Origin of the sequence: Bradyrhizobium sp. SZCCHNR1015, assembly GCF_032489875.1 — a bacterium.
GTDB lineage: Bacteria > Pseudomonadota > Alphaproteobacteria > Rhizobiales > Xanthobacteraceae > Bradyrhizobium.
Genome location: NZ_JAUEYW010000011.1, coordinates 225,265 through 238,936 on the forward strand (window position 1 = coordinate 225,265; position 13,672 = coordinate 238,936).

At 67.2% G+C, this 13,672-nt stretch carries 12 protein-coding genes; 3 read left to right on the top strand and 9 right to left on the bottom strand.

The features are described 5' to 3' along the window. Positions 1 to 2: 2 nt before the first annotated feature. A complete protein-coding gene (gene clpS, locus QX128_RS20140) occupies positions 3 to 308 on the bottom strand; it encodes an ATP-dependent Clp protease adapter ClpS (RefSeq protein WP_035654766.1) in 306 nt (101 codons plus the stop codon). Positions 309 to 532: 224 nt separating this feature from the next. Here clpS and QX128_RS20145 point away from each other — a divergent pair, with 224 nt between their 5' ends. Both QX128_RS20145 and QX128_RS20150 read left to right on the top strand, forming a co-directional pair. Further along, on the top strand, positions 533 to 1,387 hold the full coding sequence (locus QX128_RS20145) for a DUF1194 domain-containing protein (protein ID WP_315802317.1): 855 nt from the start codon (positions 533 to 535) through the stop codon (positions 1,385 to 1,387). A 301-nt stretch (positions 1,388 to 1,688) separates the two neighbouring features. After that, positions 1,689 to 2,243, top strand: a complete 555-nt coding sequence (locus QX128_RS20150; RefSeq protein WP_315802318.1) for a septal ring lytic transglycosylase RlpA family protein — start codon at positions 1,689 to 1,691, stop codon at positions 2,241 to 2,243. A 302-nt stretch (positions 2,244 to 2,545) separates the two neighbouring features. Here QX128_RS20150 and QX128_RS20155 read toward each other — a convergent pair whose 3' ends face one another. From QX128_RS20155 to QX128_RS20185, 7 genes are all read right to left on the bottom strand, one after another. Next, entirely contained in the window at positions 2,546 to 3,781 is a 1,236-nt protein-coding gene (locus QX128_RS20155; protein WP_315802319.1) for a class I SAM-dependent RNA methyltransferase, read from the bottom strand. Beyond that, positions 3,774 to 4,511, bottom strand: a complete 738-nt coding sequence (locus QX128_RS20160; protein WP_315802320.1) for a TlyA family RNA methyltransferase — start codon at positions 4,509 to 4,511, stop codon at positions 3,774 to 3,776. The genes QX128_RS20155 and QX128_RS20160 overlap by 8 nt, the downstream gene beginning before the upstream one ends. A gap of 398 nt (positions 4,512 to 4,909) precedes the next feature. After that, on the bottom strand, positions 4,910 to 5,467 hold the full coding sequence (locus tag QX128_RS20165; RefSeq protein ID WP_315802321.1) for a nucleoside 2-deoxyribosyltransferase: 558 nt from the start codon (positions 5,465 to 5,467) through the stop codon (positions 4,910 to 4,912). Positions 5,468 to 5,497: 30 nt separating this feature from the next. Further along, a complete protein-coding gene (dxs, locus tag QX128_RS20170; RefSeq protein WP_316238317.1) occupies positions 5,498 to 7,423 on the bottom strand; it encodes a 1-deoxy-D-xylulose-5-phosphate synthase in 1,926 nt (641 codons plus the stop codon). Between the two features lie 960 nt (positions 7,424 to 8,383). Further along, entirely contained in the window at positions 8,384 to 8,635 is a 252-nt protein-coding gene (locus QX128_RS20175; protein WP_315802323.1) for an exodeoxyribonuclease VII small subunit, read from the bottom strand. Between the two features lie 100 nt (positions 8,636 to 8,735). Beyond that, positions 8,736 to 9,665 (bottom strand): histone deacetylase family protein, encoded by a 930-nt coding sequence (locus tag QX128_RS20180; RefSeq protein ID WP_315802324.1) that lies wholly within the window; start codon positions 9,663 to 9,665, stop codon positions 8,736 to 8,738. A gap of 111 nt (positions 9,666 to 9,776) precedes the next feature. Beyond that, on the bottom strand, positions 9,777 to 11,453 hold the full coding sequence (locus QX128_RS20185; protein WP_316238318.1) for a bifunctional metallophosphatase/5'-nucleotidase: 1,677 nt from the start codon (positions 11,451 to 11,453) through the stop codon (positions 9,777 to 9,779). A gap of 106 nt (positions 11,454 to 11,559) precedes the next feature. Between QX128_RS20185 and bla the strand changes: the two genes are divergently transcribed. Beyond that, positions 11,560 to 12,447 carry a subclass B3 metallo-beta-lactamase gene (gene bla, locus QX128_RS20190; protein WP_316218409.1) on the top strand — a complete coding sequence of 296 codons (888 nt, stop codon included), beginning with the start codon at positions 11,560 to 11,562 and terminating at the stop codon, positions 12,445 to 12,447. A 12-nt stretch (positions 12,448 to 12,459) separates the two neighbouring features. Here the strand turns inward: bla and solA are convergent, their stop codons facing one another. After that, positions 12,460 to 13,653 (bottom strand): N-methyl-L-tryptophan oxidase, encoded by a 1,194-nt coding sequence (solA, locus tag QX128_RS20195; protein WP_316238319.1) that lies wholly within the window; start codon positions 13,651 to 13,653, stop codon positions 12,460 to 12,462. Between the last annotated feature and the right edge of the window lie 19 nt (positions 13,654 to 13,672).

Sequence of the window (13,672 nt, forward strand, 5' to 3'; positions counted from 1 at the left end):
GCTCAGGTCTCCGGCTCGGTGGTGAACAGCAGCGGATATCCCTTGGCGCGGCCGGCATCGGTCGCGCGCGTCGCCTTGGTCTCGGCGACGTCCTTTGTGAACACCGCCACCACGCAGACGCCGAGCTTATGGGCCGTGATCATGACCTTGTAGGCCTGGTCCTCGGTCATGCGGAATTCCGCCTTCAGGATCATCACCACGAAATCGCGCGGCGTGAAATCGTCGTTGACGAGGATCACCTTGTAGAGCCGCGGACGCTCGGTCTTGGTGCGTACCTTCGTCTTGGGCTTGGTGACGGCATCGTTCATTTGAAGGGCGCGCCTGTGTTCCTGATGCGGCAGTCACGCCACGATACAGGCTTCGAACGCTCCGGGAAACCACGGGCTGCATGCCTTGCGCGATGGGCGCACGCGGCTGCCTGACATCCGGGCAATCCAGGGGACTAACCGGAATGTGAATGGATGTGTGCGTTCCCGCTTTGCGCTCTGCGGATTGCATGTCACCATCATCAGACGCGATTGGAGGGCAGCTCATGCGCTGGTGGATCTCGATCGGGGTGGCGTGTCTGGCGGGCGCCTTGGCTGGCGGCGACGTCGCCAGCGTCGTGGCCGCGCCGAGGACCCAGCCGGCGCAGCAACTGAGCGAGAAGGAAGCCTCCGTCGACGTTGAGCTCATCCTCGCCGTCGACGTGTCCTACTCGATGGATCTGGACGAGCTGGCGATCCAGCGCGAAGGCTACGCCCAGGCGCTCAGCTCGCGCGAGTTCCTGCAGGCGCTGAAGAACGGCGTGCACGGCCGCATCGCCGTGACCTATTTCGAATGGGCGGCCTCGAGCGACCAGAAGATCATCATTCCATGGCGCCTGATCGACGGACCGGAAAGTGCCGACGCCGTCGCCGCCGAGATCATGAAGACGCCGATCCGCCGGGCGTCGCGCACCTCGATCTCGGGCGCGATCTACTTCGCCATGCCGTTGTTCGATGAGAACCCCTATCGCGGGCTGCGCCGCGTCATCGACATCTCCGGCGACGGGCCCAACAACAACGGTCCCTCGCCGGTGACGATCGCGCGCGACGAGGCCGTCAACAAGGGCATCACGATCAACGGCCTGCCGATCATGGTCAAGGAGCCGTCCTACTCGACCATGGATATCGAGAACCTCGATCTCTACTACAAGGATTGCGTCACCGGCGGCCACGGCTCGTTCGTGGTCACGATCAAGAGCCGCGAGGAGTTCAAGGAGGCCATCCGCACCAAGCTGCTGATGGAGGTCGCCGGACGGGCACCGCCGCCGCGCATCGTGCCGGTCGCCGATGACGCCGACAAGGAGCCGCGCGTGTCCTGCACGATCGGCGAGAAGATCTGGCAGGATCGCTGGGGCCGGTGACCCGGGCTGCGCCACACCGGCGCCCCTGATCCGCCATCGACCGGCGCGCAGCGCTTCACACCGCCTGTCCTGGTCGGAGGCGTGCACTGCGCACCCATCGGACGCGTGTCGGGTGCAAGGATTGGTATCCCGATCTCGTGTGGAAAAACCCCGTCCTGTTGCCGATCCGGCGAATCTGTGACCTCACAGCCACACACGATCTGAAAAACCAGGGGTTGCATGGCGCCAAAATTCTCTTTGCCACTGTGCCGCCGCGATTGGGCCGCGACCATGAGCGGGTTGAGGCGGAGGCGCACAGAACATGCGTATCATCGACCGGACAGCAGGTCCCTCGTCAGTCGTCCATGGCCCGGGTGCAGGGCTCGCATCCCAACTTCTGAGGCCAGCGCTGCTGTGTGCGGCGGCGGCTTCGCTCGCCGCCTGCGCGCAATCGTCGGCGGTCCGGCAGGCGCGCTGGGCGGCGCCGACGAAGCAAGCTGCCGCCGAATTCCGGCCGCAGGTGCAGCGTGCGGAGACGGCGCCGGAGTCGGTGGTGCGCGTCCAGCAGGCCGAGCTCAGCCCGCCTCCAGCCCACGCCACCTCGTCGGGCCTCGCCAGCTACTACTCGGAAGGCCGCAAGACCGCGAGCGGCGAACGCTTCGATCCCTCCGAGCTGACGGCCGCCCATCGCAGCCTGCCGTTCGGCACCCGTTTGCAGGTCACCAACGTCAAGACCGGCCGCTCGGTGGTGGTGCGTGTCAACGACCGTGGACCGTTCGTGCAGGGCCGGGTGGTGGATGTGTCCTACTCCGCCGCCCAGGCGCTCGGCATGATCCACACCGGCGTCGCCCCGGTGAAGGTCAGCGTGGTGCGGTAGCAGTCATAGACACGGCAGCGCCGCTGCTTGACCTCTCGTGTTTCTTGAGTGGCCGGGATCTCGCAGCGGCGGCAGTGCACCTCGCCCCGCTTGCGGGGAGAGGTCGGATTGCATCGAAGATGCAATCCGGGTGAGGGGGACAGGTCTATCCACGCACACACCCGGTGCGTTTGCCCCTGCTGACACTTCCCGTGCGGCTGCCTCTCACCCCAACCCTCTCCCCGTAAGAACGGGGAGAGGGTGCGCACCGTTCGTGCCGAGCAAGCTCTGCGCTCAACTAATAGGCATCCCGCATCACCGCCTCACCGCACCAGCCGCGCCACCAACTCCACATGCGGCGTGTGGCGGAACTGGTCGACGGGGACGACCGTCTCGAGCTTGTAGCCGCCGTCGATCAGCATGCGGACGTCGCGGGCGAAGGTGGTGACGTTGCAGGACACCGCGACGATCACCGGCGCCTTGCTGGCCGCGAGCTGCCTGGCCTGGGCCTGCGCGCCCTGGCGCGGCGGGTCGAACACGACGGCATCGATGTCGCGCAATTCCGGCGGCATCAGCGGGCGGCGGAACAGGTCGCGCGCCTCGGCCTTGATCGGCTTGAGGCCGGGCGTCCCGGCCGCCTTCTGCAGCGCCGCGATCGCGCCGGCATCATTGTCCATGGCGGTGACGCGCGCCCGCGTGGCGAGCCGCAGCGCGAACGGGCCGACGCCGCAGAACAGGTCGGCGACGTGCTTGGCCTTGCCGGTCCGCTCCATCACGAGCTGCGCCAGCGTCTCCTCGCCTTGCACGGTGGCCTGCAGAAACGAGCCGGGCGGCAGCGTCACCTGCGCCGTGCCCATCGTGACAACTGGCGCATTGCGCATCAGCACCAGCTCGCCGTGGCGCGTCAGCCGCGCCAGTCGGTGCTGTTCGGCGAGGCGGGACAGGGCCGCGATGCGCGGCGGCGGCAGCGGGCCGGAGCCGCGGATGTCGATGTCGAGGCCGTTGCTGGTCGCGGTCGCCTGGATGTCGAGCGGCTTGCCGGTCGGCTTCAGCGCCTCAGCCAGGGCCCATGCGGCTTCCAGCGCACCGTCCAGAGCAGGATCGAGGATCGGGCAGCGGTCGATCGGCACGATATCGTGGCTGTTCGCGGCCGAGAATCCGACCCTGAGAACGTCGTGCGTGCCCATCCGGGCGTGGAAGGTGGCGCGGCGCCGGCCGGCGCCGTGGGCATCGATCAGATCGGCCACGTCGCAGTCGACCTTGGCGGCCCGTAGCGTCTCGACGATGATGTTGCGCTTCCATTGCTGATAGGGCCCGGGCATCCAGTGCTGGATGGCGCAGCCGCCGCACACGCCGAAATGCGCGCAGAACGGCGCGATCCGCTCGGGACTCGCCGTCTCCACCGCGAGCAGCTTGCGGCGATCGGGATGGCCGGGCACGACGGCCGTCTCCACGGTCTCGCCGGCCAGCGTGTAGGGCACGTACAGCGCCTCGCCCGATGACAGCGACACGCCATCGCCGCGATGGCCGACCTGGTCGATGACGAGACGTTCAACCATGGCGGCGCGCTCCCAGGAAGAATTCGGCGTTGCCGTCGCCGCCCTTGATCGATGACGGAAAGATCGCGATTTCGCTGCAGCCGAGCGAGGCGGCGAAGGCGGCGATGTCATCGCACACGGCTTGATGGACGGCTGCATCCTTGATGATGCCGCCCTTGCCGTGCTTTCCCTGCGCCTCGAATTGCGGCTTGATCAGCGCCAGCAGGCTCATCGGCGAGGCGGCGAGCGATAGCGCGGCCGGCAGCACCGCCTTGAGCGAGATGAAGCTGCAGTCGATCACGACGATGTCGGGGCGCTGCGCCAGCCGCTTGCCGTCGTAGCTGCGGATGTCGGTCTGCTCCATCGAGATGATCTTCGGGTGATTGCGCAATGACGGGTGCAACTGGTCGCGGCCGACGTCGACCGCGAACACGAGCGCCGCGCCATTCGCCAGCAGCACCTCGGTGAAGCCGCCGGTGGAGGCGCCGACATCGAGGCAGACATGGTCCTCGACCTCGATGCCGTAATGCTCCAGCGCCGCCGCCAGCTTGACGCCGCCACGCGACACCCAGGGATGCGCCGGCTCGGCCTGCAGGACGGCGTCGGCGGGAATGCTCTCCGAGGCTTTGCCGACCTGCTTGTCGTTGGCGAACACGAGCCCCGCCTCGATCGCCGCCTGCGCCCGCGCGCGGCTCTCGAACAGGCCGCGTTCGACGAGGAGGATGTCAGCGCGTTTGCGGGCAGGGGTCATGGGCGGTTTGATGAATGGTCATGAGTTGTGGAGTGGTCATGAGTTGTGGAGGTCGCGCAACCATTCCGGTGTCGTCCCGGGCAAGCACTGGCGCGCATCGCGCGTCGGTGCGCCGACCCGGGACCCATAACCACAGGACGTAGTTTGTAGGAAGATGGCAACTACGTGTCTGCCCAACACACCGTCCTGTGGTTATGGGTCCCGGCTTTCGCAGGGACGACATGGGAGTTCGTGTCATCGATCGTGCCACCACGCGAGACTCGTAGGGTGGGCAAAGGCGCGTGCACCGGTGTTTCCGCAAGCTCGTATCGCAATTGACGCGCCGTGCCCACCATCTCGATTGCAGAGCGTGGATGGACGGTGGGCACGCTGCACCTGGCGGCGCCGCTTTGCCCACCCTACGAGACCGTGGCCAGCCGCTCCGCCGCTAGCTTCACGCACAGCTCGAACGCCGAGAGATCGTTCCAGACATTCGCCGGCCGCTCGCGCGGCAGCACCAGTGGATGGCCGCGCAGCTCGAGCGCGTGGATCATCATGAGATTGTCGGGCAGGCCGAAATCCTCGACCGTCAGGCCTTCGCCATCGACCAGGCGGCCGTCCTGCTCCGTCACCGCCGTGAAGCGCCGGGCTCGATCGGCGTAGATGGCCGGGTCGTTGCAGTAGCCGAGACACAGCTTGCCGGATCCGGCCATGTAGCCGAACTCATAGACCGTGCCGGCATCGGCGCCGGGGCCGCGGAACGGCGTGAGATTGGCGATGATGGCATCGGCGTCGTCCATCATCGCCTCGTTGCCATGGAAGATCTGGCGCGAGGCGTCGGAGGAGGCGAGGTCGATGCTGTTGTCGAGGGGGTAGAGGCCGATCAGGCCGTGGCGGTCGCAGATCGCGGCCTTCCGCCGGCCGATTTCAATGGCATCCGGCAGGAACACGTCGGGACCTGCCAGATAGATCTTCATGGCTCACCACTGCGGGACGCAAGCCCGCCCTCAGGCGAGCTTGACCGACTCGGTCGCGTAGTCCTTGCCGAGCGCCTCGAACACCTTGCGGACGATGCCCTTGGCGTCCAGCCCGGCGCGGGCGTACATCGCCGCCGGCGTGTCGTGGTCCTGGAACTCGTCGGGCAGCACCATCGAACGCATCTTCAGGCCGCCGTCCAGCATGCCCTGGTCGGACAGATACTGCATCACGTGCGAGCCGAAGCCGCCGATCGAGCCTTCCTCGATCGTGATCAGGATGTCGTGCTCGCGGGCGAGCTTCATCACCAGCTCCTCGTCGAGCGGCTTCATGAAGCGCGCATCGGCGATCGAGGCGGACAGGCCATGGGCGGCGAGCTCGTCGGCCGCCTTCTCGCACTCGGCCAACCGGGTGCCGAACGAGAGCAGAGCGACCTGCTTGCCCTGGCGGATCATGCGGCCCTTGCCGATCGGCAAGGGAACGCCAACCTCGGGCATTTCCACGCCGCGGCCTTCGCCGCGCGGATAGCGCACCGAGCTCGGCCGGTCGTTGATCGCGACCTGGGTCGCCACCATGTGTACCAGCTCGGCCTCGTCGGAGGCCGCCATGATCACCATGTTCGGCAGGCAGCCGAGATAGGCGTTGTCGAACGAGCCGGCATGGGTGGCGCCGTCGGCGCCGACCAGGCCGGCGCGGTCGATCGCGAAGCGCACCGGCAGGCTCTGGATGCAGACGTCGTGGACGATCTGGTCGTAGCCGCGCTGCAGGAAGGTCGAGTAGATCGCGCAGAACGGCTTGTAGCCTTCCGCCGCGAGGCCGGCGGCGAAGGTCACCGCATGCTGCTCGGCGATGCCGACGTCGAAGGTGCGCTTCGGGAACGCCTTGGCGAAGATGTCGATGCCGGTGCCCGAGGGCATCGCGGCCGTGATGCCGACGATCTTGTCGTCCTTCTCGGCTTCCTTGACCAGGCTCTGGCCGAACACGTTCTGATAGGCCGGCGCGTTCGGCTTGGCCTTGGCCTGGGTGCCGGTGGCGATGTCGAACTTGGCGACCGCGTGATATTTGTCGGCCGCCGCTTCCGCGGGCGAGTAGCCCTTGCCCTTCTGGGTCACGACGTGGACCAGGATCGGGCCGGCCTCCATGTCGCGGACGTTCTTCAGCACGGGGAGCAGATGGTCGAGGTTGTGGCCGTCGATCGGGCCGACGTAGTAGAAGCCGAGCTCCTCGAACAGCGTGCCGCCGTCCATCATGAAGCCGCGCGAATATTCCTCGACGCGGCTGGCGCGGTTGGCAATCACCTTGGGCAGATGCTGGCCGAGCTGCTTGGCGGCATCGCGCAGGGTACGGTAGGTCTTGCCCGAGTAGAGGCGGGACAGATAGGCCGACATCGCGCCGACCGGCGGCGCGATCGACATGTCGTTGTCGTTGAGGATCACGATAAGGCGGGAGTTCATCGCGCCGGCATTGTTCATCGCCTCATAGGCCATGCCGGCGGACATCGCACCGTCGCCGATCACGGCGATCACGTTGTTCTTGCCGCCCGACAGGTCGCGCGCCACGGCCATGCCGAGGCCGGCGGAAATCGAGGTCGACGAGTGCGCAGCGCCAAACGGATCGTAGTCGCTCTCGGCGCGCTTGGTAAACCCGGACAGGCCGCCGCCGGTGCGCAAGGTGCGGATGCGGTCGCGGCGTCCGGTCAGGATCTTGTGCGGATAGGCCTGGTGGCCGACGTCCCAGATCAGGCGGTCGCGCGGGGTGTCGAATACGTAATGGATGGCCGTGGTCAGCTCGACCACGCCGAGACCCGCGCCGAAATGGCCGCCGGTCACCGAGACCGCGTCGATGGTCTCCTGGCGCAATTCGTCGGCGACCTGCCGGACCTGCTCGACCTTCAGCCGGCGCAGATCTTCCGGGGTCTTGATGGTGTCGAGAAGCGGCGTCTTACTAAATGTGGTCACGGTGACATTCCAATTTTGCAGGTCGGGTTCAAGGGCCGACATCTGAGAGGTTCATCGTAACGGGCGGCGAAACCTGAGGTCTTGAAGGTCACATCCGCGCGGATCGAAGCCGCAGTCCGAAGACTAGCCGGGTTTGGGATCGATCTATGTGATGTAAGTCACTCTTGGTGGCCTTGCCGTCCTCGTTAGTCGCCCAAGATCGCCAAGTCGTTCAGCCAAGTGAGTTTTGCTAGCTCTTGCAAGCGCTTAGATTCCTCTCTCTGGAGAGGATGGACACTTCCAAAAACCCGCAGTTGCGAGAAGCTTTACACCAAAGTGCGTCTTAAAGCCAACCCGGCGGGCGTTGGCAAGCCCGCAAACGGTACCTTTGCGCCACGTCTCAACCGCGGCGGCGTGCCGGAGGTTCCAGTGCGCTGCTCAAATCGACGGCAGCCAGCGCTCCGCAATAGACCGGGGACGCGAGCTCGGTCCAGGCTTTTTCCCGCGGCACAGAATCCGCCGATGCGGCGATTGCGCGCGCCGCGGCGCGGTGAGCCATGCGTTCGCGTAAGGGGATCGGTCCGCGGACGATCATGAAGAAGTCGCCGGCGTGCGGCCTTTCGTGGGCCGTCACGAAGCGGACGCGGAAGGCCTATGAGCGCAGCACGTTGTCATGATCGGGCCCGGACGCTTGCAGCCGTGGACCGGCGCGCTCATGGGATCGGGGACGCCATGGTCGAACTGCCAGGATCCAATCGTGTCGCATGGTAAACGAAGCACGTAGCGGCGGCTCTCGATCGGTGAACGCGGGGCAGAGACTTCGCCAGGGGGCACTTGGCGGCCAAGCCCGTCGACAATGCAGCTGCTCCGATGTGCGGCCGAATTGCACGATTGAGAGGCGCTCCGACCGCGCGTGAAAGTCGCGCCGGACGGCAGCGAAATAAATCCGGACTGTTGCCCGGAGAGGCCCGCCGCTAGCCGCTATTGCACGTCGAGCGGTACGGTTCCCGCCGCATGGCCGCTGGCGTCGGTCGTGATCTTCTCGACCCGGGCCTCGGCCTGGCGCAGCAGTTCCTCGCAGCGCCGCTTCAGCGCCTCGCCGCGCTCATAGATCGTCACCGACTCCTCGAGCGGCACCTTGCCGTCCTCGAGCCGCTTCACGATCGTTTCCAGCTCCTCGATCGCGCGCTCGAACGACAGCTTCTTGACGTCGGTTACGGTGTTGTCCGCCATGCGGGTTCCCTGCAGCTCACTCAACTCCGGGGCCGTGCTTTTACACCCCGCTCGCGGCCCTGTCAGGCCCTGCCGGGGTGGATCGGCCGGAACCTGGGGATTACGCCCCGGTCAGCGCCGCGACGTGGGCCGCGACGGATTCCTTAAGCCCCTGAAGGTCATAGCCGCCCTCCAGGACCGAAACGACGCGGCCGCCGGCGGTCTTGTCAGCCAGATCCATCAGCTTGCGGGTGACCCAGCCGAAATCCTCGGCCCGCAGGTTGAGCGACGCCAGCGGATCGCGATAGTGGGCGTCGAAGCCGGCCGAGATGATCACGAGCTCCGGGCTGAACTTAGTGAGCTGCGGCAGGATCAGGTTCTCGAAGGCGGAGCGGAACTCGAGGCTGCCGTCCTCGGAGGCCAGCGGCGCGTTGACGATGGTGTCGTGCTCGCCGCGCTCGCCGCGGGCGCCGGTGCCCGGGAACAGCGGCATCTGGTGGGTCGAGCAGTACATCACGCTCTTGTCGGCCCAGAAGATGTCCTGGGTGCCGTTGCCATGGTGGACGTCGAAATCGACGATGGCGGCGCGCGCGATGCCGAAGGTGCGTTGGGCGTAGCGCGCGGCGATCGCGACATTGTCGAAGAAGCAGAAGCCCATCGGCTTGGCGATCTCGGCATGGTGCCCGGGCGGGCGCACCGCGACGAAGGCGTTGCGGTGGCGGCCGGACATCACCGACTCGGTCGCCGCGACCGCGCCGCCGACGCCGCGCATCACCGCTTCCCAGGTGCCCGGCGACATCGAGGTATCGCCGTCGAGATAGATGATCCCCGAGGTCGGGGCCATATGGCGCAGCTCGGTGACGTAGTGCTCGTTGTGGCAGAGCAGGGCGAGCTCGATGTCCGCCTCCGGGGCCTCGTCGCGATCGAGCAGGGCGAAGCGCTCCTCGGTCAGCGCCTCCTCGACGGCGCGCAGCCGGTCGGCGCGCTCGGGGTGGCCGGACGGCGTGGCGTGATCGAGGCAGGCTTCATGAGAGAGATACAGCGTCGACATCAGGGCTCTGCCACTCGCGCGTTGCGGGAGTGCCCAATCTATGCGCTGAACGCAGCCTCGGAAAGAGCCCCGCGGGCGATATGACCGGCTTTCCGCCCAGCGTGCGGGGCGTCACGAGGCCTTGTTGACGATGCGGCCGCGCGGCGGCGGCGCCAGCGGGCCGTTGGCCTTGAGATAGGCGAACAGCGCCTCGTCGTCATAGGGGCCGGTGATCGGATCGCGGCCGCTCTTGAACGCGGTGAAGCCGTCGCCGCCGAGCGCGAGGTAGTTGTTGATGGTGACCCGGTAGGACGCGGCGGGATCGATGGCCTTGCCGTCGAGCATCATGCTGGCGGCATCGATCCGCGCGCCCGCGGATTGTTTGGCATCGAAGGCATAGGAGAAGCCGCTGGAGACCTGCAGGATGCGCGGCCGCGCCGGGTCGAGCCATTGCTGCTCCAGCGCGGCCTTGATCTCGGCGCCGGTCAGGGTGACCGTCATCAGCTGGTTGCGAAACGGCTGGCTCGCGAACACGTCGGCATAGGTCACGGCGCCGTCGTCGCGGCGGACGAGATCGGTGCGGATGCCGCCGGGATTGGTCATCGCGATCACCGCGGCGCCCTTGTCGGCCGCCCGCGTCGCCGCGAGCTGGGCATCGGCGACGACGTCGCCCAGCACGCTCTCGCCGGACGCATCGGGCATCCGCGACAGCGTTGCGCTGAGCACGCCGGCGGGCCGGTTGGCGTAGGGCGCGGCGAGCTTCTCATAGGCGTCGATCAGCGCGGTCTGTGCCGGATCCTTCGGCAGCGTGGTGTCGACGACGATGTTGGTGGCGGTCGCGCTGATCACGTCGCGCGTGATGCGGTCGAGCTTGACGTCGATCGCGGTCACCAGCGTGCCGAACTTGTCGCCCGAGGTGACGAGCCGCTTGTCGATGGTGCAGACATAGGCCTGGTGGGTGTGGCCGGAGATCACGATGTCGACCGCGCTGTCGAGGTCCTTGACGATGTCTACGATCGGCCCCGACAGCCCGGGACATTCGTTCATGCCGCCGGACGGCCAGCCGCCCTCGTGGATCAGCACGACGATCGCCTGCACGCCCTTGGCCTTCAATTCCGGGATCAGCGCGTTGACGCTCTCGGCCTCGTTGCGGAAGTCGAGGCCGGCCGCGCTCGCCGGCGAGATGATGCCCGCGGTCCCCTTCAACGTCAGCCCGATGAAGGCGACCGGGATGTCCTCGAAGGTGCGGATCTCGTAGGGCGGAAACACCGTCTTGTCGGTGCCGGCGAGGAACGTCGACGCCGCGAGATAATGGAATTTGGCGCCGGTGAACGGCTGCGGCCCGCGGCAGCCGTCGGTCGGATGACAGCCGCCGTTCTGCATCCGCAGCAGCTCGGCCTTGCCCTCGTCGAACTCGTGGTTGCCGACCGCCGACAGCGCGAGCCCCATCTGCGACATCGATTCGATGGTCGGCTCGTCGTGGAACATCGCCGACAGGAACGGGCTCGCGCCGATCAGGTCGCCGGCGGCGACGAAGATCGTGTTGGGCTGGCCGTCGGCGAGCAGCTTGACGAGGCTCGCCATCTGCTCGGCGCCGCCGGCTGGAACCACGGTGGTCTTGGTCGGGTCGGCGGGATCGGCGACGCGGATCCCGGAGGAGGGCGGCTTCAGATTGCCGTGGAAGTCGTTGATGGCGAGGATGCGCAACGCCACCGGCTCGTCCTCGGCCGAGGCGGGCGGGCCGGCGATGCTTGCAACGGCGGCGCCGGTCAGCAGGCAGGCAAGCGCAAAGCGGGACAGACGGCTCATGGCAGGGTCACGTGTGGTGCAGGTCCGACGGACGAAGCGCGATTGCCCCGTCGCGGTCGCAATGACATAAAAAGATTGCATAACAACAATACATCGGGAGGCCGGAATGAAAAGAATGATGCTGCTCGCGGCGACATTGTCGCTGGCCGCCGGCTCCGCTGCAGCGCAATCGCTGCCGGACCTGATGAAGCAGATGGTCGCGGCGTGGAATAAGCCGACCGAGCCGTTCAAGGTGATCGACAACGTCTACTACGTCGGCACCAACGGGCTGGCCTCCTACCTGATCACCACGCCGCAGGGCCATATCCTGATCGATACCGTGATGCCGGAATCGACCGCGCAGATCGAGGCCAGCATCGGCAAGCTCGGCTTCAAGGTCGCCGACATCAAATACATCCTCAACACCCACGCCCATATCGACCACACCGGCGGGCTCGCGCAGATCAAGCAGGAGACCGGGGCGCAGATGGTGGCGGGCGCCAAGGACGTGCCGCTGCTCGAAGGCGGCTTCTATCCGGGCCGCGAGGAGGAGCGCTATCTCGGCTTCCCGCCGGTCAAGGTCGACCGCGCCGTGCGCGAGGGCGACACCGTCACGCTCGGCGGCGTGACGTTGACGGCGCACGAGACGCCGGGCCATTCGCCGGGCTGCACCAGCTGGACGACCGACGTGAAGGACGGCGACGCCACCCGCAGCCTGATCTTCTTCTGCAGCGCCACCGTGGCGTTGAACCGGCTGGTCGGCCGTCCCACCTATCCGGGCATCGTCGACGACTACAAGAAGACCTTCGCCTGGGCCAAGACGGCGCATCCCGACATCCTGCTGGCGCCCCATCCGGAGATGTACGACATGGCCGGCAAGCGGGCGAAGATCGCGGAAGGCGCGGCCAACCCGTTCGTCAAGCCGGGCGAGTTCAACGCCTATCTCGACAAGCTGGAGACGCAGTTCAACGAGGGGCTGGCCAAGCAGACGGCGGCGCTGCAGTCCGGCAAGTAGTTGCGCCGTCCGCTATGCTGGATCGGCGACGGCCAGCCGGTCCAGCGTGAAGCCGGAGAGGTCGACGCGCGGCGTCTCGCCCCGGGCCATCGCCGCGAGCGCCTCGCCGACACCAGGCGAATGCTTGAAGCCGTGGCCCGAGCAGGCCGAGGCGTAGATCACGTCCGCATCACCCGGATCGCGGTCGATGACGAAGCGGCCGCCCGGCGCGTTGGTATAGAGGCAGACCTCGCTGCGCAGGCAGCGCGGGCCAAGATCCGGCACGAAGGGGCGGACATAGGTCTCATAGGTCGCGGCGATCTCGTCCGGCGTGACCTCGCGCGCGACGTCGTCCGGATCGGTCTCGCCGGTCAGCACCTCGTTGGCGATCTTGACGCCATTGTCAGGCGAGCCCAGCCACGGAAAGCCGTAGATGTCGGAGGCCGCGCGGTCGCGGCCGGTGACGTCCCAGATGAAGACCGGCGCATCCGGACCGAAGCGCTCCGGATGGGACAGCACCTCGAACCAGTACAGCACCTGGCGGGTGACATTGACGCGGCGGCGCAGCGGCGCGATCAGCTCGGTGATCCACGGCCCGGTGGTGACGATCAATGTGTCCGCCGAGGCCGTAGCGCCGTCGTCCAGGGTCACGACGAGGGCGCCCGCGGCACGGCGAAACGCCGCCACGCGCCGGCCGGTCACGAGCTCCGCGCCATGGCGCGCGGCCACCGCAAGCTCGGCGCGCACGCAGTCCTCGACCATGAGATAGCCGCCCTCGCGATCGAGGAAGGCGCGGTCGTTCGCCGCGGTGGCAAACGCCGGAAAGGCGGCGCGCAACTGCTCTGACGACAGCGTCTCGCCGTCGACGCCGTGCAGCCGCGCCGCGGTTTCGATGTTGGCGAAGAACTGCGCGCTGCTGACGCCGTGGACCTCGCCGCCATCCTGGCTCGGGATGAACAGGCAGCCGCATTGTTCGAACAGCCGTGCGCCGGTCTCGCGCTCCAGCTCCCGCCACAGCACGTGCGAGCGCTGCGCCAGCGGCGTGTAGTCGACGCCTTCGCCGATCGCCGCGCGGGTGATGCGGGTCTCCCCATGGGTCGAGCCGAATTTGTGCGGCGGCTGGAAGCGGTCGATGCCGAGCACGCGCTTGCCCGCCTTGGCGAGATGCAGCAATGCGGCGCTGCCGACGGCGCCGCAGCCGATCACGATGACATCAAACTGCGCCATGCGCGCCCGCCGCGGCTCC

Bases quoted from the DNA above. Each gene is read 5' to 3' on its own strand.
- QX128_RS20150 (WP_315802318.1), top strand. From the start codon at position 1,689: ATGCGTATCATCGACCGGACAGCAGGTCCCTCGTCAGTCGTCCATGGC.
- QX128_RS20165 (WP_315802321.1), bottom strand. From the start codon at position 5,467: ATGAAGATCTATCTGGCAGGTCCCGACGTGTTCCTGCCGGATGCCATT.
- QX128_RS20155 (WP_315802319.1), bottom strand. From the start codon at position 3,781: ATGGTTGAACGTCTCGTCATCGACCAGGTCGGCCATCGCGGCGATGGC.
- clpS (WP_035654766.1), bottom strand. From the start codon at position 308: ATGAACGATGCCGTCACCAAGCCCAAGACGAAGGTACGCACCAAGACC.
- solA (WP_316238319.1), bottom strand. From the start codon at position 13,653: ATGGCGCAGTTTGATGTCATCGTGATCGGCTGCGGCGCCGTCGGCAGC.
- bla (WP_316218409.1), top strand. From the start codon at position 11,560: ATGAAAAGAATGATGCTGCTCGCGGCGACATTGTCGCTGGCCGCCGGC.
- QX128_RS20185 (WP_316238318.1), bottom strand. From the start codon at position 11,453: ATGAGCCGTCTGTCCCGCTTTGCGCTTGCCTGCCTGCTGACCGGCGCC.
- QX128_RS20145 (WP_315802317.1), top strand. From the start codon at position 533: ATGCGCTGGTGGATCTCGATCGGGGTGGCGTGTCTGGCGGGCGCCTTG.
- QX128_RS20160 (WP_315802320.1), bottom strand. From the start codon at position 4,511: ATGACCCCTGCCCGCAAACGCGCTGACATCCTCCTCGTCGAACGCGGC.
- QX128_RS20175 (WP_315802323.1), bottom strand. From the start codon at position 8,635: ATGGCGGACAACACCGTAACCGACGTCAAGAAGCTGTCGTTCGAGCGC.
- QX128_RS20180 (WP_315802324.1), bottom strand. From the start codon at position 9,665: ATGTCGACGCTGTATCTCTCTCATGAAGCCTGCCTCGATCACGCCACG.